The 25,445-nt window shown below is 74.1% G+C and carries 26 protein-coding genes and 1 riboswitch; of the genes, 10 read left to right on the top strand and 16 right to left on the bottom strand.

Features of this window, described 5'->3' with window-relative positions:
- Window positions 1–48: 48 nt before the first annotated feature.
- Genes EAH89_RS03755 through EAH89_RS03730 form a run of 6 tightly spaced genes read right to left on the bottom strand, consistent with a single transcriptional unit; the run spans window position 49 to window position 6,584 of the window.
- The gene (locus tag EAH89_RS03755; RefSeq protein ID WP_140881422.1) at window positions 49–1,041 is read right to left on the bottom strand and encodes a substrate-binding domain-containing protein; all 993 of its coding nucleotides are present in this window, start codon (window positions 1,039–1,041) and stop codon (window positions 49–51) included.
- Between the two features lie 5 nt (window positions 1,042–1,046).
- Entirely contained in the window at window positions 1,047–3,188 is a 2,142-nt protein-coding gene (locus tag EAH89_RS03750) for a molybdopterin cofactor-binding domain-containing protein (RefSeq protein WP_206667439.1), read from the bottom strand.
- Window positions 3,185–3,643: a (2Fe-2S)-binding protein gene (locus EAH89_RS03745; RefSeq protein ID WP_140881421.1), complete on the bottom strand. Its 459-nt coding sequence runs from the start codon at window positions 3,641–3,643 to the stop codon at window positions 3,185–3,187. Before EAH89_RS03745 ends, EAH89_RS03750 begins: the two co-directional genes overlap by 4 nt.
- Window positions 3,644–4,618 (bottom strand): tripartite tricarboxylate transporter substrate binding protein, encoded by a 975-nt coding sequence (locus EAH89_RS03740; protein ID WP_140881420.1) that lies wholly within the window; start codon window positions 4,616–4,618, stop codon window positions 3,644–3,646.
- Between the two features lie 22 nt (window positions 4,619–4,640).
- A complete protein-coding gene (locus EAH89_RS03735) occupies window positions 4,641–5,618 on the bottom strand; it encodes a Bug family tripartite tricarboxylate transporter substrate binding protein (RefSeq protein ID WP_241666845.1) in 978 nt (325 codons plus the stop codon).
- 51 nt (window positions 5,619–5,669) lie between these two features.
- Window positions 5,670–6,584 carry a fumarylacetoacetate hydrolase family protein gene (locus EAH89_RS03730; protein WP_140881419.1) on the bottom strand — a complete coding sequence of 305 codons (915 nt, stop codon included), beginning with the start codon at window positions 6,582–6,584 and terminating at the stop codon, window positions 5,670–5,672.
- A gap of 91 nt (window positions 6,585–6,675) precedes the next feature.
- Here EAH89_RS03730 and EAH89_RS03725 point away from each other — a divergent pair, with 91 nt between their 5' ends.
- Window positions 6,676–7,341, top strand: a complete 666-nt coding sequence (locus EAH89_RS03725) for a FadR/GntR family transcriptional regulator (protein WP_241666844.1) — start codon at window positions 6,676–6,678, stop codon at window positions 7,339–7,341.
- Between the two features lie 5 nt (window positions 7,342–7,346).
- On the opposite strand, the gene andAb is transcribed toward EAH89_RS03725, so the two are convergent.
- From andAb to andAc, 3 genes are read right to left on the bottom strand one after another with little or no spacing between them, the layout of a single operon-like run.
- Window positions 7,347–7,655 (bottom strand): anthranilate 1,2-dioxygenase ferredoxin subunit AndAb, encoded by a 309-nt coding sequence (gene andAb / locus EAH89_RS03720; protein WP_140881417.1) that lies wholly within the window; start codon window positions 7,653–7,655, stop codon window positions 7,347–7,349.
- Window positions 7,656–7,666: 11 nt separating this feature from the next.
- Complete coding sequence (gene andAd, locus EAH89_RS03715) at window positions 7,667–8,149, bottom strand: anthranilate 1,2-dioxygenase small subunit AndAd (RefSeq protein ID WP_140881416.1); 483 nt, start codon at window positions 8,147–8,149, stop codon at window positions 7,667–7,669.
- The gene (andAc, locus tag EAH89_RS03710) at window positions 8,146–9,429 is read right to left on the bottom strand and encodes an anthranilate 1,2-dioxygenase large subunit AndAc (RefSeq protein ID WP_140881415.1); all 1,284 of its coding nucleotides are present in this window, start codon (window positions 9,427–9,429) and stop codon (window positions 8,146–8,148) included. The genes andAd and andAc overlap by 4 nt, the downstream gene beginning before the upstream one ends.
- A 151-nt stretch (window positions 9,430–9,580) precedes the next feature.
- Between andAc and EAH89_RS03705 the strand changes: the two genes are divergently transcribed.
- On the top strand, window positions 9,581–10,279 hold the full coding sequence (locus EAH89_RS03705; RefSeq protein ID WP_161993469.1) for a PIG-L deacetylase family protein: 699 nt from the start codon (window positions 9,581–9,583) through the stop codon (window positions 10,277–10,279).
- Here the strand turns inward: EAH89_RS03705 and EAH89_RS03700 are convergent.
- From EAH89_RS03700 to EAH89_RS03685, 4 genes are all read right to left on the bottom strand, one after another.
- Window positions 10,276–11,025, bottom strand: coding sequence for an N-formylglutamate amidohydrolase (locus EAH89_RS03700; RefSeq protein ID WP_161993468.1), 750 nt, complete (start codon window positions 11,023–11,025; stop codon window positions 10,276–10,278). The genes EAH89_RS03705 and EAH89_RS03700 overlap by 4 nt on opposite strands.
- Window positions 11,022–11,843: a transglutaminase domain-containing protein gene (locus EAH89_RS03695; RefSeq protein ID WP_140881412.1), complete on the bottom strand. Its 822-nt coding sequence runs from the start codon at window positions 11,841–11,843 to the stop codon at window positions 11,022–11,024. Before EAH89_RS03695 ends, EAH89_RS03700 begins: the two co-directional genes overlap by 4 nt.
- A 45-nt stretch (window positions 11,844–11,888) precedes the next feature.
- Window positions 11,889–12,821 (bottom strand): transglutaminase family protein, encoded by a 933-nt coding sequence (locus tag EAH89_RS03690; protein ID WP_140881411.1) that lies wholly within the window; start codon window positions 12,819–12,821, stop codon window positions 11,889–11,891.
- 146 nt (window positions 12,822–12,967) lie between these two features.
- Window positions 12,968–14,638, bottom strand: coding sequence for a formate--tetrahydrofolate ligase (locus EAH89_RS03685; RefSeq protein ID WP_140881410.1), 1,671 nt, complete (start codon window positions 14,636–14,638; stop codon window positions 12,968–12,970).
- A 127-nt stretch (window positions 14,639–14,765) separates the two neighbouring features.
- On the opposite strand from EAH89_RS03685, the gene EAH89_RS03680 reads away from it, so the two are divergent.
- Window positions 14,766–15,746: a Bug family tripartite tricarboxylate transporter substrate binding protein gene (locus EAH89_RS03680; RefSeq protein ID WP_241666843.1), complete on the top strand. Its 981-nt coding sequence runs from the start codon at window positions 14,766–14,768 to the stop codon at window positions 15,744–15,746.
- Between the two features lie 98 nt (window positions 15,747–15,844).
- Entirely contained in the window at window positions 15,845–16,513 is a 669-nt protein-coding gene (locus EAH89_RS03675; protein ID WP_140881408.1) for an OmpW/AlkL family protein, read from the top strand.
- 33 nt (window positions 16,514–16,546) lie between these two features.
- Here EAH89_RS03675 and EAH89_RS03670 read toward each other — a convergent pair whose 3' ends face one another.
- Together EAH89_RS03670 and EAH89_RS03665 are read right to left on the bottom strand one after the other, a co-directional pair.
- Window positions 16,547–17,659: a 2-aminoethylphosphonate--pyruvate transaminase gene (locus EAH89_RS03670; protein ID WP_140881407.1), complete on the bottom strand. Its 1,113-nt coding sequence runs from the start codon at window positions 17,657–17,659 to the stop codon at window positions 16,547–16,549.
- A 95-nt stretch (window positions 17,660–17,754) separates the two neighbouring features.
- On the bottom strand, window positions 17,755–18,369 hold the full coding sequence (locus tag EAH89_RS03665; protein WP_140881406.1) for a DUF1194 domain-containing protein: 615 nt from the start codon (window positions 18,367–18,369) through the stop codon (window positions 17,755–17,757).
- A 120-nt stretch (window positions 18,370–18,489) separates the two neighbouring features.
- Here EAH89_RS03665 and EAH89_RS03660 point away from each other — a divergent pair, with 120 nt between their 5' ends.
- From EAH89_RS03660 to EAH89_RS03640, 5 genes are all read left to right on the top strand, one after another.
- Entirely contained in the window at window positions 18,490–19,458 is a 969-nt protein-coding gene (locus EAH89_RS03660) for a Bug family tripartite tricarboxylate transporter substrate binding protein (RefSeq protein WP_140881405.1), read from the top strand.
- Between the two features lie 104 nt (window positions 19,459–19,562).
- Window positions 19,563–20,222, top strand: coding sequence for an exopolysaccharide biosynthesis protein (locus EAH89_RS03655; RefSeq protein ID WP_140881404.1), 660 nt, complete (start codon window positions 19,563–19,565; stop codon window positions 20,220–20,222).
- 59 nt (window positions 20,223–20,281) lie between these two features.
- Window positions 20,282–20,509, top strand: a riboswitch (cobalamin riboswitch).
- Between the two features lie 139 nt (window positions 20,510–20,648).
- Window positions 20,649–22,625, top strand: a complete 1,977-nt coding sequence (locus tag EAH89_RS03650) for a TonB-dependent receptor plug domain-containing protein (protein WP_140881403.1) — start codon at window positions 20,649–20,651, stop codon at window positions 22,623–22,625.
- A gap of 130 nt (window positions 22,626–22,755) precedes the next feature.
- Entirely contained in the window at window positions 22,756–23,040 is a 285-nt protein-coding gene (locus EAH89_RS03645) for a hypothetical protein (RefSeq protein ID WP_140881402.1), read from the top strand.
- Between the two features lie 46 nt (window positions 23,041–23,086).
- Complete coding sequence (locus EAH89_RS03640; RefSeq protein ID WP_206667438.1) at window positions 23,087–23,701, top strand: BPSL0067 family protein; 615 nt, start codon at window positions 23,087–23,089, stop codon at window positions 23,699–23,701.
- A 10-nt stretch (window positions 23,702–23,711) separates the two neighbouring features.
- Here EAH89_RS03640 and EAH89_RS03635 read toward each other — a convergent pair whose 3' ends face one another.
- Window positions 23,712–24,854, bottom strand: coding sequence for a M20 family metallopeptidase (locus EAH89_RS03635; RefSeq protein ID WP_140881401.1), 1,143 nt, complete (start codon window positions 24,852–24,854; stop codon window positions 23,712–23,714).
- A 95-nt stretch (window positions 24,855–24,949) separates the two neighbouring features.
- Here EAH89_RS03635 and EAH89_RS03630 point away from each other — a divergent pair, with 95 nt between their 5' ends.
- On the top strand, window positions 24,950–25,411 hold the full coding sequence (locus EAH89_RS03630) for a MaoC family dehydratase (RefSeq protein ID WP_140881400.1): 462 nt from the start codon (window positions 24,950–24,952) through the stop codon (window positions 25,409–25,411).
- Window positions 25,412–25,445 lie beyond the last annotated feature (34 nt).

Genomic DNA, 25,445 nt, shown 5'->3' with positions numbered 1-25,445 from the left:
CTCGCCCTCCCTCCGTCCCGTCTGCCGCGGGATCTCCTGCCGGCCGCGTCAGGGCACGGCGTCCAGCACGCTCTTGTGGAACAGGTCCTCCGGCGCGATCGCGCGCGCGGCCAGGCCGTCCGCCACGGCGAAACGGATCATCGCTGCCACCTCGTCGCGGTTGCGGCGGAAGCCGTAGGGCCAGGGATCGCCGCCCATGATCCGCGTCTGCGCCTCCGCCTCCGCCGCGATCCAGGGCAGCGAGGCCCGCAGCACGTTCACCATCGAGAGGTCGGCCACCGCCAGGGCGCGCGCCCGCGCGAAGGCGCGGAAGATCTCGAGCGGCAGCCAGGGATGGGCCGCGGCCAGCTCCTTCCTCAGCGCCACGCAGTGCATGATCGGGAAGAATCCCGTCGCGCGGAAATAGGCCTCCTCCTCCGCGCGGTAGTCGGGGTAGAGCCGGTCCACCGGCGCGCTGCGGGCGACGAAGCAGGAGGGCGGGCGCGGCCCGACCACGGCGTCAATCTCGCCGGTGGCAAGGAGCCCGTTCAGCGTCTCCTCCGGCCCGATCGGCGCGACGTCCATCTCCGGCGGCAGCGCCAGCGCCACGCGCTCGCTGCCGCCCTTCTCCTCCATCCCCCCGGTGCGCCAGGCGATGCCGGTCGTGTCCACGCCGTAGTGCTCGCGCAGGATGCCTCGGACCCAGAGCGCGGCCGTCTGCTGGTATTCCGGCAGCCCGATTCGCTTGCCCGCGAGGTCCGCGGCCGTGCGGATGCCGCGGTCGGTCCGGACGTAGATCGCCGCGTGGCGGAAGGAGCGGGAGGGAAAGACGGGGATGCCGATATAGGGCGCGTCGCCCCGCGCCGTGGTGACGATGTGGCTGCCCATGGAGAGCTCCGTCACGTCGAAGGCGCGGTCGCGCAGCGCGCGGCGGAAGATGTCCTCGGGCTCCCCCGGCAGCACGGTGAGCGAGACGCCCGCGACCTCCACCCGCCCGTCGATGATCGGGCGCGTGCGGTCGGAGGAGGTGCAGGCGAGGGTGAGGCGGAGCGTCTCGGGCAAGCGGGCTATTCCATGGCGGCGGCGAGGTTGTCGGGCGTGAAGGGCATGGCGCGCGGGCGGACGCCGAGCGCCGCGTGGATGGCGCCCGCGAGGGCCGCGATGGTCGGCCCCAGCGAGGGCTCCCCCGCGCCGAGCGGCGGCGCGTCCGGAGGGCCGATCAGGCGCAGCTCCACCGCCGGCACCTCGGAGAAGCGGAGCACGGGGTAGGCGTCCCAGGAATCGGCGGTGACGTTCAGCCGGTCGAAGTCCAGCGCCTCCTTCAGCGCGATGGAGACGGCCTGCAGCGCGCCCCCCTCGATCTGGTTCGCGGCGCCGTCGGGGTTGATGACCTCGCCGAGGTCGGCCGCGATCCAGAGGCGGCGGCAGCGCACGACCTCCGCGGCCTCCACCTCCGCCGCGACGGCGCACCAGCCGCCCGTGCCCTTGTAGCGGGCCATGGCGATGCCGGTGCCCACCCCCTCGCCGCCCGCGCGCGGCCAGCCGCACATCGCCGCCGCCTCCCGCAGCACGGCGGCCCCGCGGGGGTCCTCGTCCAGATGGCGCAGGCGGAAGGCGACAGGGTCCTGGCCGCTCGCCGCCGCCAGCTCGTCCATGACGGCCTCGATGGACCAGACGTTCAGCAGCGCCCCCAGCCCGCGCAGCGCGGAGGAGCGGATGGGCATCTCCAGCAGCCGGTGCATGGAGACGTCGAGCGACGGCACGCGGTAGCCCGGCACCGCGTTCCGCTGCCCTCCGCCGCCGCCCGCCATCGGCGCGTCGATCGCGACCGGCAGGGGGAAGGGCGGGTCGAGGTAGCCCGCCGAGAGCAGCGTCGGGTCCTTCGCCCGCCCAGGCCGCGAGGAATGCCCGTTGCCCCGCACCACCGCCTTCCAGCGGCAGAGCATTCCCTTTGCGTCCACCGAGGCCTCGATCTCCGCGAGGCCGGCGGGGGAGTGCGGGGACCAGGCGAGCTCCTCCGCGCGGCTCCAGAGCACGCGCACGGGGCGGCCGGGATGGGCGCGCGCCACCAGTGCCGCGTCCAGCGCCACGTCGTCGGCGCCGTTGTGCCCGTAGCAGCCGGCGCCCTCCGCGTGGCGCACGGTGATGCGGGACGCCTCCAGCCCGAGCACCGTCGCGAGGTCGGCGCGCAGGTTGTAGATCCCCTGGCTGTGGGTCCAGACCTCCACCGCCTCCCCCTCCCAGCGCGCCACGGCGCAGGAGGGGCCGATGGAGGCGTGGGCGAGGTAGGGCCGCGCGAAGCGGCGGGTGACCGTGTGCGCGGCCGGCGGCGCCGGGTCGTCGCGGCGCGCGACCTCGCCTCGCTGCGTCGGCACCGCCTCGATCCAGGCGGGCAGGTCGCTCCGGTCCGGCAGGGATTCCCGCAGGTCCCATCGCGCGCGCGCCGCGACCCGGGCCGCCGCGGCGTCGGCGGCCCATTCCTCCGCGGCGACGACGGCGAGAAGGTTCCCCAGCCGCAGCACGGTGGCCCCACCCGGCAGCGGTCCCTCGCGAAGGTCCAGCAGCGTCGCCGCCCGCGCCGGCGGCCGCACCATGCGCGCGTGCAGCATCCCCGGCAGGCGCCGGTCGTGCAGGTAGCGCGGCGCGCCGAAGACCTTCTCCGGCAGGTCGAGCCGCGCCCGCGGGCGGCCGGCGACGCCCCGCGCCCCCGCGGCCTTCGGCGCCACGTCACCGCGCGCCTCCACCTCCAGCAGCGCCTCCTCCGCCTGTGAGGCGTAGTCGCCCACCGGCGTGCCGTCCGCCCGCAAGAAGACACCGTCCTCGACCCGCAGCTCCGCCACCGACAGCCCCGCCCGCCGGGCCGCGAGGCCGAGGTGGATGGCGCGCGCCTCGGCGCAGGCGTGGCGGATCGCGACCCCGCTCTCCTGGATGGAGAGGCTGCCGGAGGTCACCCCCTCGTTCGGGCTGCCGGGCGTCGCGGCGGCGGCGACGCGCACGCGCTCGATCGGCAGGTCCAGCTCGTCCGCCGCGATCTGGGCCAGCGCCGTCAGGATGCCCTGGCCGATCTCCACCTTGCCCGGCGTGACGGTGACGGTGCCGTCCGGCGCGAAGCGCAGCCAGCGCGACAGGCGCGGCTCCGCGCGCAGGCTGCCCGGCAGGTCCAGCGCGTTGCCGGACTGGCCCAGGGGGAAGCCGAAGGCGAGGTTCACGCGGCCCTCGCCGCGCGCAGCACGGCGCGGACCATCCGGTTCTGCGCGCCGCAGCGGCAGAGATGCGGCTCCAGCGCCGCCCGCACCGCCGCCTCGTCCGGGTCGGGGTTCCGCTCGAGCAGGGCGGCGGCGCTGACGAGGATGCCCGAGAGGCAGTAGCCGCACTGCCCCGCCTGCTCCTCGAGGAAGGCCGCCTGCACGGGATGCGGCGCCTCGGGCGTTCCCAACCCCTCCACCGTGCCGACCGACCGGCCCGCCACCGCCTCGGCCGGCAGCGCGCAGGAGGGGCGCGGCTCGCCGTCGATGGTGACGTAGCAGCAGCCGCAGGCCTCCGCGCCGCAGCCGAAGCGCGGGCCGCTCAGGCCAAGCGGGCCGCGCAGCGCGTGCAGCAGCGTCATGCCCTCCGGCGCCTCCACCCGCACCGGCGCGCCGTTGAGGGTGAAGGCGACGGGCACCTAGTTGACCTCGATCTTCGCCATGGTGACGTAGTTGCGCTGGGTCTCGACGTCCTTGCGCAGGAAGGCGTCGAACTCGGCCACCGACATCGGCATGGGCTGCGCGCCCTGCTTGGCCATGGCGTCGAGCGTCTGCGGCCGGGCCAGCCAGGCGTTCACCGCGCCGTTCAGCCGCTCCACGATCGGCTTCGGGATCGCCGCCGGCGCCATCAGCCCGAGCCAGATCGAGGCCTCGTAGCCCTGCACCGTCTCGGCCACGGAGGGCAGGGAAGGCAGCAGCAGGTCGCGCTGCGGGCCGGTGGTCGCGAGACCCTTGGCGCGCCCGCCCTGCAGGTGCGGCTCCATGGTCGGGATGGCGTCGAACATCATCGGCACCGTGCCGGAGATCACCGCCGTGCGCGCCTCGCCCGAGGAGCGGAAGGGGATGTGCTGGATCTCGATCCCCGTCATCGCGCGGAAGACCTCGCCCGCGATGTGGTAGGGCGTGCCGGGCCCGGAGGAGGCGTAGTCGATCGTCCCCGGCGCCGCCTTCGCCTTGGCGATCAGCTCCGCCACGCTGCTGACGCCGAGCGAGGGATGCACCGCGAGGACGTGGTGCGCGACGTTCACCGCGGCCACGGGCGCGAGGTCGCGCATCAGCACATAGGGGCGGTTGCGGATGAGCGTCTCGTTCGCCGTGTGCGTGTTGGACATCATCAGGATCGTGTAGCCGTCGGGCGCCGCCTTCGCGACGACGTCCGTCCCGATCACGGCGCCCGCGCCCGGCCGGTTTTCGATGACGAAGGGCTGGCCGAGCGAGCCCGAGAGCGCCTCCGCCACGTTGCGCGCCGCGATGTCGGCGGATCCGCCCGCGCCGAACGGCACGATGATCCGCACCGGCCGGCTCGGCCAGGGCGCCTCCTGCGCGAGGGCGGGCACGGCCAGCCCCCCCGCCGCCAGCAGGCCCAGGCCGCGCCGCGTGACGCCCGTCCTCATCGTGCCATCCCTTTCCAACGCCTCAATCGACCTTGCCGATCCGCTGCACCGCGCGCACCAGCCGCGCGCTGTCCTCGCGAAAGAAGCGCTCGAAGGCCTCGCCGTCCTGGTAGGCGATGGGGCTGCCCGCCGCGTCCAACGCGCGCCTCAGCCCCTCGTCCTTCTCGCACAACCCCCGCAGCGCCTCGCGCAGGCGCGCCTGGATTGGCGCGGGCGTCGCGACGGGCACGAAGAAGCCGGTCCAGATGTAGAACTCGACGTCATGATAGCCGAGCTCGATGAAGGTCGGCACCGCCTCGAAGCCCGGGATGCGCTCGCGGCCCCAGCTCGCCAGCGCGCGCAGCCGCCCCTCCTTCACGTGCGACAGCGCGGGGCCGGGGCCGGAGGCGAGCGCGTCCAGCGTGCCCGAGAGCAGCGCGGTCAGCGCGGGGCCGCCGCCCTGGAAGGGAACGTGCAGCAGGTCGATCCCGGCCGCCCCCGTTAGCATCGCCATGGCGACATGGAGCGTGGAGTAGTTGCCCGCCGAGCCGTAGGTGATCGCGCCCGGCCGCCGCTTCGCGTCCGCCACGAACTCCTCTATCGAGCGCCAGGGCGAATTCGCGGGCACGACCAGCACGGTCGGGTCGGCGGTGATGCGCGCGACGGGCGCGAGCTGCTCGACGGTGTAGGCGGGCACGCGGCCCTGGATGCGCTCGCTCTCCGGCAGCATGGCGAGCGAGGAGAGCGCGAGGAGCGAGGTGTAGCCGTCCGGCGCCGCGCGGGCGACGCTCGCGCTGCCGACGATGCCGCCGGCGCCCGCGCGGTTCACCACCGGCACCGCCTGGCCCAGCACCCGCTCCAGCGCCGAGGCGAGCGGGCGCGCCGTCACGTCGGCCTGCCCGCCCGGCGGGAAGGCGACGATCATCTGGATGGCGCGCGTCGGCCAGGCCGGCGCCTGCGCCCGCGCGGAAAGCGGCGCCAGCGCGCCCAGGGCAGCCATCACGCCGCGACGATAGAGCACCTTCGTTCCCTCCCGCTGGCGGCCGCGCCGCCCGTCACGCGCGCCGACGGCTCAGGCCGCGCCGCGCAGCGCGGCCGGGTCGGCGCGCCGCAGGGTGTTGCGGATGCGCCCGATGCCCTCGATCGCGCATTCCACGACGTCGCCGTCCCGCAGGAAGCGCGGCGGCTTGAAGCCGATGCCCACCCCCTCCGGCGTGCCCGTCGCGATCACGTCGCCCGGCAGCAGCGCCATGCTGAGCGAGATGGTCTCGATCAGCGTCGGGATGTCGAAGATGAGGTCGGACGTGACGGCGTCCTGCCGCGCCTCGCCGTTCACCGCGCAGGTGAGGCGCATCGTCGCGACGTCGACCTCGTCGGCCGTCACGATCCAGGGGCCCATGGGGCAGAAGCCGTCGATGCCCTTCCCCAGCAGCCATTGCTTGTGCTTGCCCTGCAGGTCGCGGGCGGTGACGTCGTTCACCACGGTGTAGCCGAAGACATGGCCCATCGCCTCGGCCTTGGTGATGCAGCGCCCGCCGCGGCCGATGACCACGGCCAGCTCCGCCTCGTAGTCCACCTCCGCGTCCAGCCCCGGCACCAGCGGGATGTCGTCCCAGGGGCCGGAAATGGAGGTGAGCGGCTTGGTGAAGATGATCGGCGCCTTGGGCACCGCGTCCGCCGCGCCCGTGGAGGAGGAGTCGTAGCCGCTGCCCGCGAACTCCCGCGCGTGGGCGTAATAGTTCTTGCCCACGCAGAAGATGTTCCGCGGCGGGTTGGGCAGCGGCGCCAGCAGGGCGGCCTCGTCCAGCGGCTGGCCCTCGCCGGTCGGCTCCGGGAGGGTGGCGCCCGCGGAGAGCGCCGCGATCAGCCCCACCATGTCCGTGGGCAGGCCGGGGGCGAGCGCCTCGACCGGCCAGAAGCGGCGCCCGGCCTCGTCCACGCGCACCGGGCGCGCCGCGCCCCCCGTCCGGATCATCGCGAGCTTCATGCGGCGCCCTCTATACCAATCTGGCTTCTCAGTGAACCAATATGGGCTTATGGTCCGCTCATTGGTTGATCCGGTCAAGACATTCGAGGCGATGGCGGAAGTCACGAAAGAGCGCCTCGGCGCGGTCGCCCTGCAGGAGGCCCTGGCGCGCGACCTGCGGGCCGACCGCTGGCGCGCGGGCGAGCGCCTGCCGACGGAGCGCGACCTCGGCGCCCGCTACGGCGTCGCCCGCAACACCGTCCGCCGCGCGCTGGATGGGCTGGAGCAGCAGGGGTTGATCCACCGGCATGTCGGCCGCGGCACCTTCCGCGCCGACCCCGCCCCAGCGCCGGACGAGAGCCTCAGCCCGTCCGACGTCGTCGAGTGCCGCCTCATCCTCGAGCCCGAGATGATCTCGCTGGCCGTCGCCCGCGCGGGCCAGGCGGACATCGCGCGCATGGCCGAGTGCCTGCGCGGCACGGACGAGGCGGCGGACCTCGCCGCCTTCGAGCGCTGGGACGCCGCCCTGCACGACGCCTTCGCGACCGGCACGCACAACGGCGCCGTCATCGCCATGTCCCGCTCCCTCGCCCGTGTGCGGGAGCGGACCGACTGGGGCCGGCTCAAGGCCCGCGGCAACACGGCCGAGCACCGCGCCATCCTGCAGGCCCAGCACCACGCGATGGTGGACGCCGTCCGGCAGCGCGACCGCGCGGAGGCAAGGCGCGTGATGCGCGAGCACATCCTCTTCGTGCAGGGCTACATGTTCGGGGACTGACCCCGCTAGAGCTGCACCTGCACGCGCCCGTCCACCTCGCGCGCGGGGAGGCTGCGCACGGGCTCGCTGATCGGCGCCGTGCGCGGCGCGCCCGTGCGGATGTCGACCAGCCCCTGGTGCAGCGGGCACTCCACGCAGCCGTCCTCGACGAAGCCCTCCGACAGCCGCGCGTGGCCGTGCGAGCAGAGGTCGTGCAGCGCGAAGACCTTCCCCTCCACCCGGAACAAGGCGACGGGCAGGCCGGCGACGACGCAGCCCAGCACCTCCTCCTCCACCACCGCGCCGGCGTCCGCGGCGTCGTGCCATTCGCTCATTATCGGGCCTCTCAGATCGGGAAGGCGAGCAGGGTCTGCACGCGCAGCGTGTCGTAGATGCAGCGCTTCTGCCGGAAGCGCAGGCCGTCCGGGGTGCGCACGACCTGGTCCAGGTAGCGCCCGGCCTGGTAGATGCTGGATTCGCCCTCCAGCGAGGTGTTCACCACGACGTAGCTGCTGGAGACCGAGAGGCTGCCATCCGCCTCCGCCCTCCACTCCAGGCCCGAGACCAGGTGGCGGTAGGCCGGCTTCTCGTAGATGTTGGCGTGGCGCAGCGCGAGCACGCGGTCGCGCAGCATGCGCGCGCTGTCGCAGTGGATCACCGGCGCGGGGAGCCCCGCCTCCTCGTTCTCGCGGGAGACGATCTCGTAGAGGCAGTCCTCCACGAAGAAGCCCGGCCACTCCTCGATCCGGTCGTTGTCGATCGCGGCGACGTAGCGGTCCTGGAGCGACATCAGCTCCAGGCGCAGCATCAGGTCCTCGGCCCCGCTCATTCCGCGGCGGCCGCCGGCGCGTCGAAGCCCATGAGCTTCTGGTAGCCCATCCAGAACTGCCGGATGAGCTGCTCCGAGATGAGCGTGTCCCGGCGCTCCGGCGCGTCGCGGGACATGTCGATGACCGAGGCCTTGTCGGCGTCCCGGTACGTGCCGCGCTGCACGAGCTCCGTCGCCTCCGTGTCCTCCATGGAGATGTAGCCGGCAGGGCCGACGAGGTTCGCCTGCTTGATCCGCAGCTTCCTCATCGCCGGCGTGTCGTCCTCGTAGCCGAAGAAGTGGAAGACAAGCTCGAAGTGGTCCGGCCCCTTCGGCAGGATCTGCCGCGCGACGAGCGTGTTGTGGATCTGCTGAATGACGAGCTGCGGGAAGATCGGCTGGATCTGGTTCGTCGCGACCTCCTCGTACTCCTTCTCCAGCGCGAGGATGGAATCGTCCTCCAGCCGGAAGCCCTCGTCGTAGGAGCGGATGCCCTGGCTCTTGTAGTCCGCCGCGTTCTCCTCCTCGTTCTTCATGACGAAGATCACGCTGTGCAGGCCGGCCTTCGCGTCCGGCAGGCAGCGCGCCCGCATGCCGACCCGGAAGATGTTGAAGGTGGTGTGGAAGAGGTGCAGCAGGCTGGCGTGATAGGGGTCCTTCACGTTCTCGATGTAGAGCTTCCAGTTGCTGTCCGAGTACTGCCGCGTGCAGCCGAGGTAGACGACGGGCTTGTGGAAGACCCGGTCCACATAGGGCCGCATCTCGGGGCCGATGTAGTCGGCCAGCGGCTCCACCGTGTCGCTGAAGGTCGCGAAGACGAGGCCGCGGTAGCTCTCCACCCGGAGCTGGTGCAGGTTGTGCCGCTTGGGGTCGAAGTCCTTCGGCATGCCCGTCGCGTCCTTCTGGCCGCGCCGGAAGGGCACGCCCTGCAGGTTGCCTTTCGTGCCGAAGCTCCACTGGTGGTAGACGCAGGAATGCGATAGCGCGTTGCCGCGCGGCAGCCGGCACACCATGGCACCGCGATGCGCGCAGCGGTTCACCCAGGCCGCCAGCGTCCCGTCCTCGGTGCGCGTCATCACCACGGGGGTGTCGCCGATGAAGCTGCTCTTGTAGTCGCCGGGCTTCGGGATCTCCGCCTCCAGGCCCAGGAAGTTCCAGGTCGGGCCGCGATAGATGCGCTCCTGCTCCAGCGCGTAGATCTCGGCGTCGCTGAAGACCTTGTAGGGAACGCGCGAGCCGTCGGCGCGCGGGAAGACGGCCAGGGATTCCGGCATCGGGCCGCGCGGGGGGTGCTGGTCCATGGGGGGCTCCTCAGGTCTCCGCGCCCGGGGGGATCCGGCGCGGCCGCTCCGGCAAGGGCACGCGGGGGCATTATTCCGCCCCCCGCCGGTCCTGGCCACCCCCTCCCCCGCCGCCTATCCTGCGGGCGACATCGCGAGGCGGAGCACGACCTTGGCCCCCCTGCCCATCGACGCGGCGCTGCCGGAGGCCGGCCTCGATGCCATCACCGGCGACGAGAACATCCTCGTCCTCGCGCTCCAGCCGGGGGACGAGAGCCTCGACTGCGGCGGGCTGATCGCCCTCTCCTGCCGGCGCGGCCGCCAGCCCTTCGTCATGGTGCTGCACGACGGCAGCGGGTCGCACCCGGGCTCGGCGGCCTGGCCCCCGGACCGCCTGGCGGCGGAGCGGGAGCGGGAGACGCGCGAGGCCGTGCGCCGCCTCGGCCTCCGCCCCGAGCGCCTGCTCATGGCCGGCCTCTTCGACGGCCCCACCCCGGAGGCGGGCCCCGTCTTCGAGGCGGTCGTGAACGCCGTCTCGCTCGTCACCTGGGCGCGGGACTGCAACCTCGTGGTCGCCCCCTGGCCGGCCGAGGGTGACCCCGCCCGCCGCGCCGCCCACCGCATCGCGGCCGAGGTCGCGCGGCGCAATGGCCTCGGCCACCTCTCCTGCGCGGGGGCGGACCGGCCCGAGGGCGCGGAGGGCTGGCGCCTCGGCATCGCCGCGGGGCTCGAGGCGAAGCGCGCGGCGGTCGCGGCCCACGCCTCCCAGGCGGGCGGCCTGGTCGCGGACGACCCCGCCCCACGCTTCGCGCCGGCGCGGCTGGAGGCGGCCTTCCGCCCCCACGAGGTCCTTCTGCGCCCCCCGCCCTAGACCCGCCGCCCCGCGGCCCCGCCGAGCGCGGAGGCGAGGCGCAGCGCCCAGTCCTCGATCCCCGCGGGATCGCCCAGCAAGTCCTGCCGCACCTCGATGAGCGCGGCGTCAATTCCCCGGGAATCGCCGTGCACGGGCACGGTGTAGTCATGGAGGCCGGGCTCGATCCGGTAGGGCTCGTTCTCCCCCACCACCAGCGCCGGGTCGGACCCGATGGCCGCGGCCAGGGCACGCCCGAAGCCCTCGGCCGCCGCGAAGAGGACGCCCGCGTGCCAGGGTCGGTCGACGCCCTGGAAGCGCGGCGTGAAGCTGTGCACCCCCACCACGATGGCGGGCGCCCCCGCCGCGGCGCGCCGGTCCAGCAGGGCCGTGACCGCGTCGTGGAAGGGGTGGAACCAGGCCGCCTCCCGCGCCGCCCGCTCCTCGGGCGCGAGGCCGAGATTGCCGGGGATCGGCGTGTCCTCGCTCCGCTCCGGGATGCTCGTCGGCACGCCCGGCGGGCGGTTGAGGTCGATCACCAGCCGCGACACGGCCGAGAGGAGCAGGGGCGCGTCGAGCAGCGCCGAGAGCCGCCGCGCCAGCGCGGCCGCCCCGATGTCCCAGGCGATGTGCCGGCCGAGCTCCGCCTCCGGCAGCCCAAGCGCCCCGTAGCGCGCGGGGACGTGGTTGGAGGCGTGCTCGCAGAGCAGCACGAAGGGCGAGGCGCCCCCCGGGTTCACCACCTCGACCGGGGCGGGCTCCGTCACGGCGCGGCTTCCACCTTCACTTCGTCCGTCACCACGTTGAAGCCCGCCAGCGTGCAGGCGCCGAAGGTGGTCGTGATGGCCACGTCCGTCGCGTCCCGCCCGCGCGCCATCAGGATGCGCCCGATGCGCGGCGTGTTGTGGCGCGCGTCGAAGGTGTACCAGTGGCCGCCGAGATAGGCCTCGAACCAGGCGGAGAAGTCCATCGCCGCGTCCACCGGCGGCACGCCGATGTCGCCGAGATAGCCCGTGCAGTAGCGGGCCGGGATGTTCATGCAGCGGCAGAGCGTGACCGCGAGATGCGCGAAGTCCCGGCAGACGCCGACGCGGTCGTTGTTGCCGCTGAAGGCCGTGCGGTAGACGTCCGCGTGCTCGTAGCCGAAGGTGATCCGATCGTGCGCGTAGTCGCAGATCGCCTGCACCCGCGCCCAGCCCGGCTCCGTGCCGCCGAAGAGCGACCAGGCGAGGTCGGACAGCCGGTCCGTCTCGCAGTAGCGGCTGGCCAGCAGGAAGACGAGGGCGTCATCGGGAAGCTCGTGCACCGGGATCTGCCGCGCCTCCGGAACCACCAGGTCGGGCGTGCCTGGATCGGTCACGTCGAAGCGGGTGGAGATCGTCAGCCGGCCGGCCGGCGCAACGATGCGGTGGCAGAGATTGCCGAAGCCGTCGCGGTACTCCGTGGCCCCGATCGGCGGGTCGAAGGTGATCGCGTGCGGCCCGATCACGTCCGGCAGGCGTGAGGGATGCACGCTGAGCGCGAGCAGCATGGGGGTGGGCTGCGGGCACTCGTAGGTGATGTCGTAGCCGGCGTGGATTTTCACGGGCGAGGGGTCTCCGGTTGGCGGGGATGAGGGGCATCGGGCGTCTCAGTCGCCCGGCAGGGCCGCCAAGGGGCGCGGCGCCGCCGGCGCCGGATCGCCGCCCTCGGTCACCTCGACCGAGACGTCCATGCCCAAGGCGTCGTCCGGGAAGCCCTTCCACCGCCCGTGCAGCGGCACCGCCTGGGAGGGCTCGCGCGCCACCGCCACGCGGATGAGGTCGCGGTTGCCGACGATGCCGTTGGTGGGATCGAACTCCACCCAGCCCGCGCCGGGAAGGTAGACGCGCACCCAGGCGTGGGTGGAGCCGCCGCCGACATGCCCGCCCTCGCGCTCGCCCTGCAGTCCTGGGGAGTAGAGGTAGCCGGAGACGAAGCGCGCCGCGAGGCCGAGCGCGCGCACCGCCTCCAGCATCAGCAGCGCGAAGTCCCGGCAGGTGCCGCTGCCCATCTCCAGCGTCCGCCAGGGCTCCTGGATGCCCCGCACCGCGCGCGGGATGTAGGTGAAGTCCCGCTTCACCGCGCGCGTCATCGCCACCAGCAGGTCCAGCGTGCCGGTCGGCCCGTCCGTCCGCATGAAGCCGTGGGCCCAGCGGTCCACCGCGCGGTCGGGATCGGGCATGTGCCGCTCGATCGAGCGCGCGAGGTCGGGCATCTCCTCCACGGAGTAGGAGAAAGGCAGGCGGCGCGCGTGCTCCTCGAGCCGAAAGTCGAGCGCCTCCACCGGGCTGTGGTCGAGGCGCATGGTGCTCTCAAAGCGCAACTCCCGCGCGCGGGTGGTGAACTGCGCGACGCCGACGCTGTTCCCGAAGACGTCGTGGACCCACCAGAAGGAGGAGGGTTCCGGCAGGATGGTGATCCGCGCCTCCAGCAACCGCTGGTCGTGCCCGTCCCGCGGCCGCAGCATCATCCGGTGCTCCCCGAAGGAGACGGGCTGCCGGTAGCGGTAGGTCGTGACGTGTCGGACGGTGAGGATCGGCATGGGCGGAACCCGGACATCAGGGATGCCCAGGCAAAGAACGGGCCGGAGGCGCCAGGGGGTGTCCCCGCGCCTCCGGCCCGTTCCTCATCGGGGCATGCAAGGCGGCGTAACGCCCCGCCCGCCCGAAGGTTGCGCGCGGGCGCCCCTCAGAACAGCCCGTCGATCCGCCCCTCGGCGTCCAGACCGATCGTCTCGGCGGCCGGGTGGCGCGGCAGGCCCGGCATGGTCATCACGTCGCCGCAGACTGCCACCACGAAGCCGGCGCCGGCCGAGAGCCTCACCTCGCGCACCGGCAGCACGTGCCCCGTCGGCGCGCCCATCAGCGCGGGGTTGGCGGAGAAGGAGTACTGCGTCTTCGCGATGCAGACCGGCGCGTTCCCGAAGCCCGCCTCCTCGAAGCGCGTGAGGCGCGTGGCGATGGCCGGCGGCAAGGCCACATCGGCCGCGCCGTAGATCTCGCGCGCGATGGTGCCGATCTTCTCGGCCAGCGGCATGTCGTCCGGGTAGAGCGTGCGGAAGCGCGCCGTGCCGCCGGCGATCAGGCCCTGCACCGCGCGCGCCAGCTCCGCCGCCCCGGCCGCGCCGTCCGACCAGTGCGTGCAGAGGATGGCGCGCGTGCCGAGCGCGGCCATCGCCTCCTCCACCGCCGCGATCTCGGCGGCGGTGTCGCTGGTGAAGCGGTTCAGCGCCACCACCACGGGCAGGCCGAACTTGCCCATGTTCCGGACGTGGCGCTCGAGGTTGGCAAGGCCCCGCCGCACCGCAGCCACGTCCTCCGTGCCGAGTGCCGCCTTGGCGACGCCGCCGTGCATCTTCAGCGCGCGCACGGTCGCCACCACCACGCAGGCGGCGGGCGCGAGGCCGGCCATGCGGCACTTGATGTCGAGGAACTTCTCCGCGCCGAGGTCCGCGCCGAAGCCCGCCTCCGTCACCACCACGTCCGCGAGCCGGAGCCCCAGCCGCGTCGCGATCACGCTGTTGCAGCCATGGGCGATGTTGGCGAAGGGCCCGCCGTGCACGAGGGCGGGGCTCCCCTCCAGCGTCTGCACGAGGTTGGGCATCAGCGCGTCGCGCAGCAGCGCCGCCATGGCGCCGTCCGCCTTCAGCTCGTGCGCCGTCACGGCGCGGCCGGTGCGCGTCTGGCCGATGATGATGCGCCCGAGGCGCGCGCGAAGGTCGTCCAGGTTCTTCGCCAGGCAGAAGATCGCCATCACCTCGGAGGCGACGGTGATGTCGAAGCCGTCCTCGCGCGGGAAGCCGTTGGCGACGCCGCCGAGGCCGAGCGCCGCCAGCCGCAGCGCCCGGTCGTTCATGTCGATCGCCCGCCGCCAGGCGATGCGCCGCACGTCGAGGTCGAGCGCGTTGCCCCAGTGGATGTGGTTGTCGATCATCGCGGCGAGAAGGTTGTTCGCGCTGGTGATCGCGTGGAAGTCGCCGGTGAAGTGGAGGTTGATCTCCTCCATCGGCGCCACCTGAGCCCGCCCGCCTCCGGTCGCGCCCCCCTTCACCCCGAAGCAGGGGCCGAGCGAGGGCTCGCGCAGCGCGATCATGGCCCGGGTGCCGAGCGCGTTCAGCGCGTCGCCGAGGCCGATGGTGGTGGTCGTCTTGCCCTCGCCGGCCGCCGTCGGGCTGATGCCGGTGACGAGCACCAGCGTCCCCTCCGGCCGCCCCTCCTGCGCCCGCAGGAAGTCGGTGCCGATCTTCGCCTTGAAGCGCCCGTGGGGCTCCAGCGCCTCGGCCGGAATGCCCGCGCGCGCCGCGATCTCGGCGATGGGGCGCAGCGTCGCGGCCCGCGCGATCTCCAGATCCGTCTTCATCCGTTCCCTGCCATCCGCTCCGCCCCCGGTTACGGCAGGCCCGGCGCCCCGGCAAGCGGACCGGGCTTGGCCCCCGCCGCCCGCGGGTGCCATGCTGGCCGAAAAGCACCGCCCGGAGGAGAAACGCGTGACCCGTCCCACCCGCCGCGCCGTCCTGGCCGCCCCCGCCCTCCTCCTGGCCCCTGCCGCGGGCGCGCAGCCGGCGGAGGCCTGGCCCACCCGCCCCGTCTCCGTCCTCGTGCCCTTCGTCGCGGGCGGCCCCTCCGACATCGTCGCGCGCGCCGCGGCCAACCGCATGGCGCAGACCCTCGGCCAGCCCGTCGTGGCGGAGAACCGGCCGGGCGCCAACGGCGAGGTCGCGGCGCGCGTCGTCATGCGGGCGGCGCCGGACGGGCACACGCTGATGATCGGCTCGATCGGCGTCTGGGCGATCAACGCGGCGCTGCGGCCCAACCTCGGCTACGACCCGCTGCGCGACTTCACGCCGCTCGTCCTCGCGGCCACCACGCCGAACGTGCTCGTGGTGAACGACAAGCACCCCGCGCGCGACACCGCGGGGCTCGTCGCCTGGCTCCGGGAGCGCGGCGGCCGCGCGTCCTACTCCACCTCCGGCGTCGGCTCCTCGGACCAGATGACGACGGAGTTGTTCAAGCTGCGCACGGGCACCGAGATCACGCACGTCCCCTACACCGGCGGCGCGGCGGCGGCGACCGACCTCATCGCGGGTAACGTGGACCTCTCCTTCCAGAACCTCGGCACCGTCGCCGGCCACATCGCGGGCGGGCGCCTGCGCGCGCTGATGGTGACGAGCGAGCGGCCGCATCCCGTGCTGCCCGGCGTTCCCACCTCGAAGGAATCGGGGCTCGAGGATTTCGTCGTCACCTCCTGGCAGGCCTTCATGGCGCCCGCCGGCATGGCGACGCCGCTGCGCGACCGCCTGGCCGGCGCGCTGCGCGACGCGCTGCTGCATCCCGAGACGCGCCCGCGGCTGGAGGCGATCGGCTTCGACGTCGTGCCCACCACGCCCGACGACTACCACCGCTTCCAGCGCGCGGAGATCGAGCGCTGGCGGGACGTCGTGCGCCGCGCGAGCATCACGGCCGGCTGACGCCGCCGCGCTTGATCCAGATCAAAGCGGAACGAATTCGCAGGGCGTAGCCCGCTTCCCGTGGCGGCGACCGGCCGCCCCGTGAAGACGAGGACGCTATGACCCACCGTACCGGTGCCCTGGCCGCGGCCCTGCTGGCCTGCACCGCGCTCATCCCCACCATCGCCTCGGCCCAGGAGTTCGGCGGCCAGCCCGTGCGCGGCAAGAGGGCCGGCGACATCGTGCTCGGCGCCGGCGTGATCGGCGTGCTGCCCGAGGGCGGCGGGCGCGTCAGCGTCATCGGCGGCCGCCCGGAGGCGAGCGACACCGCGACGGGGCAGCTCGACCTCACCTACTTCCTCGCGCCGCAGGTCTCGCTGAACCTCATCGCCGCCACCACGCGCCACGACGTGCACGTGCGGGGCAGCGCGCTCGGCGACGTCGACCTCGGCCGCGTCTGGGCCCTGCCGCCCACGCTGAACCTGCAGTTCCACCCCTTCCCGGCCGCGCGCTTCAGCCCCTATATCGGCGCCGGGCTGAACTACACGATCTTCTACGGCGAGGGCGGGCCGCGCAGCGCGCCGGTCAACAAGGTGTCGATCGACAACGCCTTCGGCTACGGCATCAACTTCGGCCTCGACGTCGAGGTCGCGCCGCGCTGGCTGGTGAACATCGACGCGAAGAAGCTCTGGCTGCGCCCGGATGTCAGCGTGAACAGCGGCTTCGTCACCGGCCACGCGAACATCGATCCCTGGATCGTCGGCGCCGGCGTCCGCTACCGCTTCTGAACCGGGGCCGCGGGGGGAAAGCTCCCCCCGCGCTCAGGCCGCCTGCCGCGCGGCGCCGAGCTCGGCCAGCGCCTCCTCCATCGCGCGCAGGGCCGCGCGCATGTCGTCGGCGGTCACCGCGCCGATGCAGCCGATCCGGATGGTCGGCGTCGGCGTCGTGAAGAAGTTGCTGATCAGCACGCCGCGCCGCTTCAGCGCGTCCACAAAGCCCTGCAGCGTGAAGCCCGGCGTCTCCGGCTGGTGAAGGGTGAGGATGATCGGCCCCTGGTGCTCGGCGTCGAGGTAGGGCACGAGGCCCATCGCCTCCGCGCCCGCGCGCAACACGCGCATGTTCTCCGCGTAGCGCGCCAGCCGCGCCGTCCGCCCGCCCTCGGCCTCGTAGAGGTCGAGCGCCACCGCGAAGGCGTGCAGCGCCTGCACCGGCGGCGTGAAGCGGAAAGAGCCCCAGCCCTGGCGCTCGGCGTGCTTCAGCACGTCGCCGAGGTCGAAGCACCAGGACCCCGCCTGCCCCGCCTGCGCCCGCGCGCGGTCCATGGGGCATACCGCGAAGCCGATCCCCGGCATTCCCTCGAGGCACTTGTTGGAGGTGAAGAGCACCGCGTCGCATTCGGGCTGCGCCTTGAGGTCGAAGGGCAGCGCGCCGAAGGCCGAGACGGCGTCGAGGATCAGCCGCCGCCCCGCCGCGCGCACGGCCGCGCCCACCGCCGCCGGGTCGTTGACGATGCCGCTGCCCGTCTCCGAGTAAACCATGCAGACATGCGAGATCGTCTCGTCCGCCGCCAGCGCCGCCGCCACCTCCTCGGCCCGCACGCCGCGCGTGTCGGGCACGGGCAGCGCCACCGCCTCGCGCCCGGCCTCGCGGGCCAGGCGCATCATGCGGTCGGCGTAGGTGCCGTTGCTCGGCACCAGAATCCGCCCGCCCGGGGCCACGAAGGTGCGGATCGCGGCCTCCACCAGGAAGTGCCCCGCGCCCTGCAGGGGCAGCGTCGCGTGGACGCCCGGCACGCCGCCCGCGATGTCGCGCACCCGGTCGCGGATGGCCGCGTATTCCGGGCCGAAGTCGCGGTCCCAGGGGGCGATGTCCACCGCCATGGCCGCCCGGGTCTCGGGGCGGGTCTGGACGGGGCCGGGGGTGAGGAAGATCATGCGGAAGGCCTTGGGTGCGGGAAGCGGGCGCCGCCCAGGCTGCACCCGCGCGCCCGGGCGGGACAACCCGCCGCGGCTGTTTCCGCCCCGATTCCTCAGGCGGTGAGCGCCCCGCGCAACTCGCGCACCAGCTTGCGCCGGATCGCCTCCGCGAAGTCCGCGTAGTCCGCGCAGGCCATGACGAAGGCGCCGGGGCCGCCGATCACCTCGGCCGCGTAGTGCGCGGGCAGGTCGGGCTCCTCGTTCACGACGGCCAGCCCGTTGACGGTCACGCCCGCCCGCACCGCCGCGTCCCGCACGGGGGCGGAGGGGAGGCCCGCGTTCCCCGCCCCGTCGCCGGAGACGTCGATGACGAGCCGGGCGGCCTCGCCGGGGAAGGCCGCCAGCAGGCCGAGCGCCGCCCGCATTGCCTCGCCCAGCGCGGTGGCGCCGGGGGGCACGAGGCGCGGCGTGGCGTCCACCGCCGCCGCCAGCGCCTCGGCGCCGTCCGCGTCGGCGACCAGCATCCAGGGCACCGCCACCTCCTGCGTCACGGACCAGAGCAGCACCGAGACCGCCGCCGCCCCGCGCGCCCCGCCCGCCGCCGCCGCGGCCACCGCCGGCTCGCGGAAGGCGGCGGCCAGGCCGCCCATCATCAGCCCGAACTCGTCGTGATCGACGGAGGAGGAGGCGTCCACCGCCAGGCACAGCGCGACGTCCACGTCCCTCATCCCCGGCAGGTGGGGGGCCGTGCCGGCCGGCGGAAGGCCGGGCTGGCCGAGGGGCGTCCCCGCGGGGCAGGATCGCCCGTCCGCCCGGAACCGGGCCGACGCCGAGCGGAGGTCCCCAGCATGATGAACCGGCGCCTCGCCCTGGCCGCGGCCCCCGCCCTCCTCGCCGCGCCGGCGCTGCGGGCCCAGGGCGCCTGGCCGAGCCGCCCCATCCGCATGGTCGTGCCCTACACTCCCGGCGCCGCGACCGACGCCATGGCGCGCCTGGCCGCGCAGAAGATCGGCGAGCGCCTCGGCGTCCCCGTGGTGGTGGAGAACCGCGCGGGCGGCAACGGCGCCATCGGCAGCCTCGCCGTGCTGCAGGCGCCGCCGGACGGCTACACCATCCTCGGCTCCGCCAGCGTGCACCCCATGGCCCGGCAGGTGATGAAGGCCGCGCCCTACGACCCCGTGGCCGACTTCGTCCCCCTCGCCCGCACCGCGCGCGGCCCGCTGGTCCTGGTGATGGACCCGAGGCTCCCACCGCGCGGCATCCCGGAGGTCGTGGAGGCGGCGCGGCGCGACCCCGGCCGCTGGAGCTTCGCCGTCTCCTCCCTCGGCGCCGCCGGCCATCTCGCGGCCATCGAGTTCAACCGCGTCACCGGCTCGCGGGTCGAGATCGTGGGCTACCGTGGCACCGCGCCCGCCCTGTCAGACGTGGCCGCCGGCAACGCCCAGCTGATGTTCGACGCGGCGCTGGCCATCCTGCCGATGGTCCGCGGCGGGCAGCTCCGCGGCCTCGGCATCGCGACCCCCGCCCGCACCGAGCTCGCGCCCGACCTGCCCACCCTCGCCGAGGCCGGTCTGCCCGGCTTCGAGTTCTACTCCTGGTACGGCGTCTGGGGCCCCCGCGCCCTGCCGCCCGAGATCGTCGCCCGCCTGCACGAGGCGGTGACGGAGGGCATGCGCGAGCCCGCGACGGTCCAGCGCCTCGCCGCGCTGGGCTTCGAGCCGGTGGTGGAGACCCAGCCCGCGCTCGAGGCCTTCATCCGCGACGACGTGGCCCGCAACGCCGGGCTGCTGCGCCTGGCCGGCTTCCAGCCGGAATAGAGACGGCCGTCCCGCCCTGCCCATGGACCGCCGCCCGGCCACCGTGCAGAAGGCACCTCCGGGGAACGCGAGCCGCCCCGCCGCGCCGTGACCAGGACGACCCGATGGATGCCCCGCTGAGCCCGCCCCTGCCCGGCGCCGTGCCCCCGCCGCCCGCGGGGGACGATGCCGCGGCCGCGCCGATCTCCCGCATCGTCGCGGAGGTGGCCGCGACCTTCCCGGGCGAGCGCATCTCCCTCGGCGAGATGGCCGAGGCCTTCGGGGACCGCGCCTTCGGGCTGCTGATCCTCCTTCTCCTCCTGCCCTCGCTGCTGCCGGGCATGGCCAGCGTCTTCGGCACGCCCATGCTGCTGCTCGGGGCGCAGATGGGCCTCGGGCGGCGCGTGCCGTGGTTCCCGGCCTTCATGGCCAGGCAGTCGATCAAGCGAACCGACCTGCTCCGCCTGGCCGGCGCCTCCTCGAAGTGGCTCGGCAAGATCGAGTGCTACGTCCGCCCCCGGCCCGGCCCCTTCACCACCCCCTTCGGCGACCGCCTCTTCGGCTGGCTGACGGTCTACGTCGCCATCATGCTCATCCTGCCCGGCCCCGGCACCAACGGCCCCCCCGCCTTCGGCAACATCGTCATGGCGCTCGGCCTCGTGGAGCACGACAGCCGGACCATCGGCTGGGGGATCGCCCTCACCGTGCTCGGCTGCGCCTTCGCGACGGCGGTGCTCGGCGCCCTCGCCTGGGTGGGCATCAAGGCGCTGGGCCTCGTGATCTGAGCGACGTGGCGGCGGAACATCCGCCCGCCCGCCCTTTCCGTCCGCCGCTCCGCCGCGCTAAGAGCCCCCCATGCGCCGGTGGCCCGAAAGGGCTGAAACGGGAATGCGCGACGTGCCTCCTGGCCGACCGGCCGGGGGGCGCCCATCCGCAGCTGCCCTCGCAACTGTAGGCGGCCCATCCCGGCCCCCATGCGCCATTGCTCCCCGCACGGGGCGCGAGAAGGCGGGGGCCGGTCCCGAGAGGGAGGGACGCGAGCCAGGAGACCGGCCGGCGCAGAGCTGTCTCGCGCGTGCCGGGCGAGGTGCACCGGCGCAACGGACATACGGGGGGCGATCCGCCCCTTCCGCATGCGGGAACCGCGTCCACCGCCGCGCAGCCCTTCCGGGCCGCGCGGCCGATCGTGACCGCACGCCTGGGGAACCCCGATGCGACGTATCCTGCTGCTCTCCTTCACCGCCCTCTCCGTCGCGGGCATCGCGCCCGCCCTGGCCCAGTCCGCGCCCCCCGCCACCCAGCCCAGCGCGGCGGTCGCGGAGACCGTGGTCACCGCCACCCGCATCCCCACCCCGATCGAGCGCGTGCCGGGCAGCGTCACCGTCATCGACCGCCAGACGATCGAGGAGCGCGGCTACCAGACCCTCGCCGAAGCTCTCGTCTCCGTCCCCGGCCTCTCCCTCATCCAATCCGGCGGCCCCGGCCAGCCGGCCTCCGCCTTCATCCGCGGCACCGCCTCCCGCCACGCCCTCGTGCTGCTCGACGGCGTGCCCGTGAACGACGCCTCCGAGCCCAACGGCGCCTTCAACTTCGGCAACGACCTCCTGGGACTCGAGGTGGAGCGGATCGAGGTCCTGCGCGGCCCCGCCTCCTCCCTCTACGGCTCGGGCGCGATCGGCGGCGTGGTGAACATCGTCACCCGCCGCGCCCCCGCCGACCGCCCCATCGAGGCCTTCGGGGAGCTCGCCGGCGGCAGCAACCGCACGCTGCGGGGCGGCGGCGGCGTCGCCGGCACGGTCGGGCAGTTCGACTACCTCTTCTCGCTCCGCAGCCTCTCCACCCGCGGCACCGACGCGACCCCCGGCCGCTTCGCCGCCAACACGGGCGAGCGCGACGGCTTCCGCGGCCTGACCGGCACCGCCCGCCTCGGCTGGACGCCCGATGCCCGCCTGCGCGTGGAGGGCCTGGCCAACTGGCGCGACAATTACGGCGGCCTCGACAACGTCCCGGCGGACGACCCCAACTACTCCTTCAACGACCGCCGCTTCACCGGCCAGCTCCGCGCCGAGGCGCGCCCCATCGAGGCCTGGACCACCGGCTTCCGCATCGCCCGCACCGAGGACCGCCGCCGCTACACCAACCTGCCCGACAGCCTCTCCCGCTCCTCCACCGACGACCTCTACCGCGGGGAGCGCACGGTCTATGACTGGGGCAACCAGCTCCGCCTGCCCGATGCCGGGCCCTTCGACGCCAGCCAGCTCGCCTTCGGCCTGACGCACGAGCGCGAGGAGGTCCGCCAGGCCTCCGGCGGCAGCGGCTTCCGCACCACGACCAACGCCGACGCCAGCAGCACCGCGGTCCACGCGGGCTACCAGGTCCGCCTCCTCCGCCGCCTCGACCTGACGGCGGGCTTCCGCAACGACGACGCGGAGGACTACGGCAGCCACGCCACCTACCGCCTCGGCGCCGTGCTGGCCCTGCCGGAGATCTCGGCCCGCCTGCGCACCGCCTACGGCACCGCCTTCAAGGCGCCCTCGCTCTACCAGCGCTACGGCGTGATCAGCGGCTTCTTCCAGGGCAACCCGAGCCTCCGCCCCGAGACCTCCGAGGGCTGGGAGGCGGGCGTGGAGTTCGACATCCCGCTCGCCGGCCAGCGCGACCTCGTGACGCTCGGCGCCACCTACTTCGCGAACCGCATCCGCGACCTCATCAACTTCGACGCCGCCTTCACCTCGCTCGAGAACATCGACCGGGCGCGGATCAAGGGCGGCGAGTTCACGGCGACGCTCCGCCCGGCGCGCTGGCTGACCGCCACCGCAGCCTACACCGTGACCGACGCGCGCGACGCGCGCACCGGCGAGCGCCTGGCCCGCCGGCCGGAACAGCAGCTCGTCCTCAACGCCGCGCTGCGCCTGGGGGACCGCGTGACCGTCGCGCCCGAGCTCGTCCTCTACGGCCGCTCGCGCGAGGGCGCCTTCGCCTCCTACCGCGACGACGGCAGCGCCAACACCACGGCCCGCGACAACAAGGCCGGCACGGTGCTGAACCTGACGGCCACCTGGCAGGCGACCGAGCCCGTGGCGCTTTTCGCGGAGGGGCGGAACCTCACGAACAGCCGCTTCGAGCCCGCGAACGGCTTCGTCATCGCGGGCCGGACGGTGGTGGCGGGCACGCGCTTCCGCTTCTGAGGCGCGCCACCGCGGCGGCGCCCAGCCCGGGGAGCACACCCGTCTCACGGCCGGGCGCGACGCGCCGGTCCTTCACGGTTGCGCAAGCATTTATCGCTTGAATGGCCGGGCAACGCGATGGAGGCCGGACGTGTCCACCCTGGGTGCCGGGTTCGAAGCGGAGGCCGCGGCTCTCTCGGCCCGGCTGACCTCGATCTACTACACGCTCGACGGCGTCGAGCGGGAGCTTTCCCTGCCGGCCGGCGCGGACCGCTGGGACCTCGTGGCCCGCGCCGTCAGCCTCCAGCGCGGCCGCGAGGCCCGGGCGCCCGAGCCCCCATCCTACGACTGCGGAACCCGGCGCTGGTGCCTGCCCGTGGAACTCCGCCGCCGCTGGCGCGGGGTCGAGGTCGTGCCCGTGGCGGTGCGCTGGTGATCCCGGCCGCCTCTCCGACCGGCCAGGCCCGGCCGGTGGGCGCGCCGTGAGCGGCGTCCGTCCCGTCGCGGGCCTGCCCCCGACCGCCGGCGCGCCCGCGGTGTCCCGCGGCACCGGCTTCACGGTCCCGAACCTGCCCCCGGCCCTCGGGGGTGCGACGCCCGCGCTCGAGCTCCTCGAGATGGGCTCCCTGCTGAGGCTGCAGGAGGGCTACAACAGCGGCCTGGGCAAGCCCGCGCCCCTCGCCGCCCCGGCCGCCCCGGGAAGCGGCGGGCACCACCCGAAGGCCTTCCTCGCGGCCGGGCACGAGAAGTACATCGGCCAGTCCGCCGGATCCGGCCAGTGCGTGGCCCTCGTGCAGGCCGCGAAGCCGGAGGTGGGCAAGACCAGCGGCTGGACCCGCGGCGAGGCCGTGCGCGGCAACGCGGCGCTCCAGCCCGGCACCATCATCGCCACCTTCGACGCCGCGGGCCGCTACGCCAACGCCGAGGACGGCAGCAGCCACGCCGCCATCTATCTCGGCCAGGACGAGAGCGGGATCCAAGTGCTCGACCAGTGGCTCGGCAAGGCCGCGGCGGTGCGCACCATCGCCTGGTCCCGGCCGGGCGCGACCGCCGCCAACAGCGGCGACCGCTACCACGTCGTCGAGCGCGCGACCTGACGCGGGGGGGCTAGAGCGTCTCCAGCAGCCCCGCGATCACCTGGCCCCGCGGCGCGAGGTCGCGCCACAGGATGTGCTCGAAGGGCGCGTGGGCCCCGGCCCCGGTGCAGCCCAGCCCGTCCAGCGTGGGGATGCCGAGGGCGGCCGTGAAGTTCCCGTCCGACCCGCCGCCGCGGTGCTGCTTCGGCAGCTCGTAGCCCGCCTCCCGCGCCAGGGCCCGCGCGCGCTCGTAGAGGTTCAGGATGTCCGGGTTCTCCGTGAAGGAGGGACGGTTCATGCCCCCCTCCACGGTGATGGTGATGCCGTCCTCGCTGCCGGCCAGCGCCAGGATCTCCCGCTCCATCCGCGCCCCGTCCTCGAGGTTGGCGACGCGGAGGTCGATCTCGCAGCCGGCCTCGGGCGGGATCACGTTCGGCCGGGTGCCGCCCCAGACCGGGGCGACGTTGGTGGTGACCCCCGCCGCCAGGTCCACCATGGCGTGCACCTTCTGAACGATCCCGGCCAGCGCCACCACGGCGCTCCGCCCCTCCGTCCAGTTGCCGCCGGCGTGGGAGGAGACGCCCTGGATCCGGACCACGAAGCGCCCGACGCCCTTGCGCGCCGTCACGCAGGCGCCGCCCGGGTTGCCCGCGGGCTCGGGGATCAGCACCGCGCTCGCCCCCCGCGCCTCCTGCTCGATCAGCTCGCGCGAAGTCGGGCTGCCCACCTCCTCGTCGGGGGTCAGCAGCAGGGTGATGGGGCTGTTCGTCGTCACCCCCTGGCGCAGGATCTCCCGCAGCGCGTGGAAGGCGAGGAAGGAGCCCGCCTTCATGTCGTAGATTCCTGGCCCGAAGGCCTTCTCCCCCTCGACCTTCCAGGGCATCGAGGCGGCGAGCGTCCCGTGGTCCCACACGGTGTCCAGGTGCCCCGCGATGACCACGGGCTTGCGGTTGCCCGTGCTCGGCGAGGGCGGCGTGCGGGCGATGAGGTTGTCCCCGTAGCCGTCCCGGCCGGGCACGCGCGTGACCTCCGCCCCCGCCTCCCGCAGGGCCGCCTCGGCGCGGTCCATCAGCCCGTTCACGGCGGCGGCGTCCGTGGTGGGGGTCTCGTGCAGCACCCAGCCGCGGAGCTCCTCCAGCAGGTCCTCGCTCGTGCCGATCCGGGTTGCCGCCATGGGCCTCGTCCTCGCTGTTTCGCCAGTAAATCCGACCGCGGGTTCTCGCCCCGGGGTCGGGACTTGTCCATGCTGCCCCGGCCGGGAGGGTTCACATGGACGGTATGCGATTCGAGGAGTTGTCGCTGGGCCAGTCGGCCCGCTTCGCCAAGACGATCACGGAGGCCGACATCCTCCTCTTCTCCGCCGTCTCCGGCGACAACAACCCCGTCCACCTCGACGCCGAGGCCGCCGCCACCTCCTTCTTCGGCGAGAGGGTGGCGCACGGGATGCTCACCGCCTCCCTCATCTCCGGCCTGCTCGGCACCCGGCTGCCGGGGCCGGGCGCGGTCTATGTCTCGCAGACGCTGCGCTTCCGCGGCCCCGTCCGGATCGGCCAGACCGTGGCCGCCACCGCGGAGGTGACGGCGCTCGACCCGCAGCGGCGCCGCGCCACCCTCCGCACCACCTGCAGCGTGGCGGGCGTGGTGGTCCTCGACGGGGAGGCGGTGGTCATGATCCCAGGCCCCCCGCCCCCCTCCCCGCATGGCAGAAGTGACGCCTCCTCGGCTGGATAGTGCCCCCCCGCGATGCCACATTCATTCCATGAGC

Source organism: Muricoccus nepalensis (assembly GCF_006438825.1).
GTDB classification, from domain to species: Bacteria; Pseudomonadota; Alphaproteobacteria; order Acetobacterales; family Acetobacteraceae; genus Roseomonas; species Roseomonas nepalensis.
The sequence above is the reverse complement of the archived record's forward strand: the minus strand, read 5'-3'. Positions and strand labels throughout refer to the sequence as shown.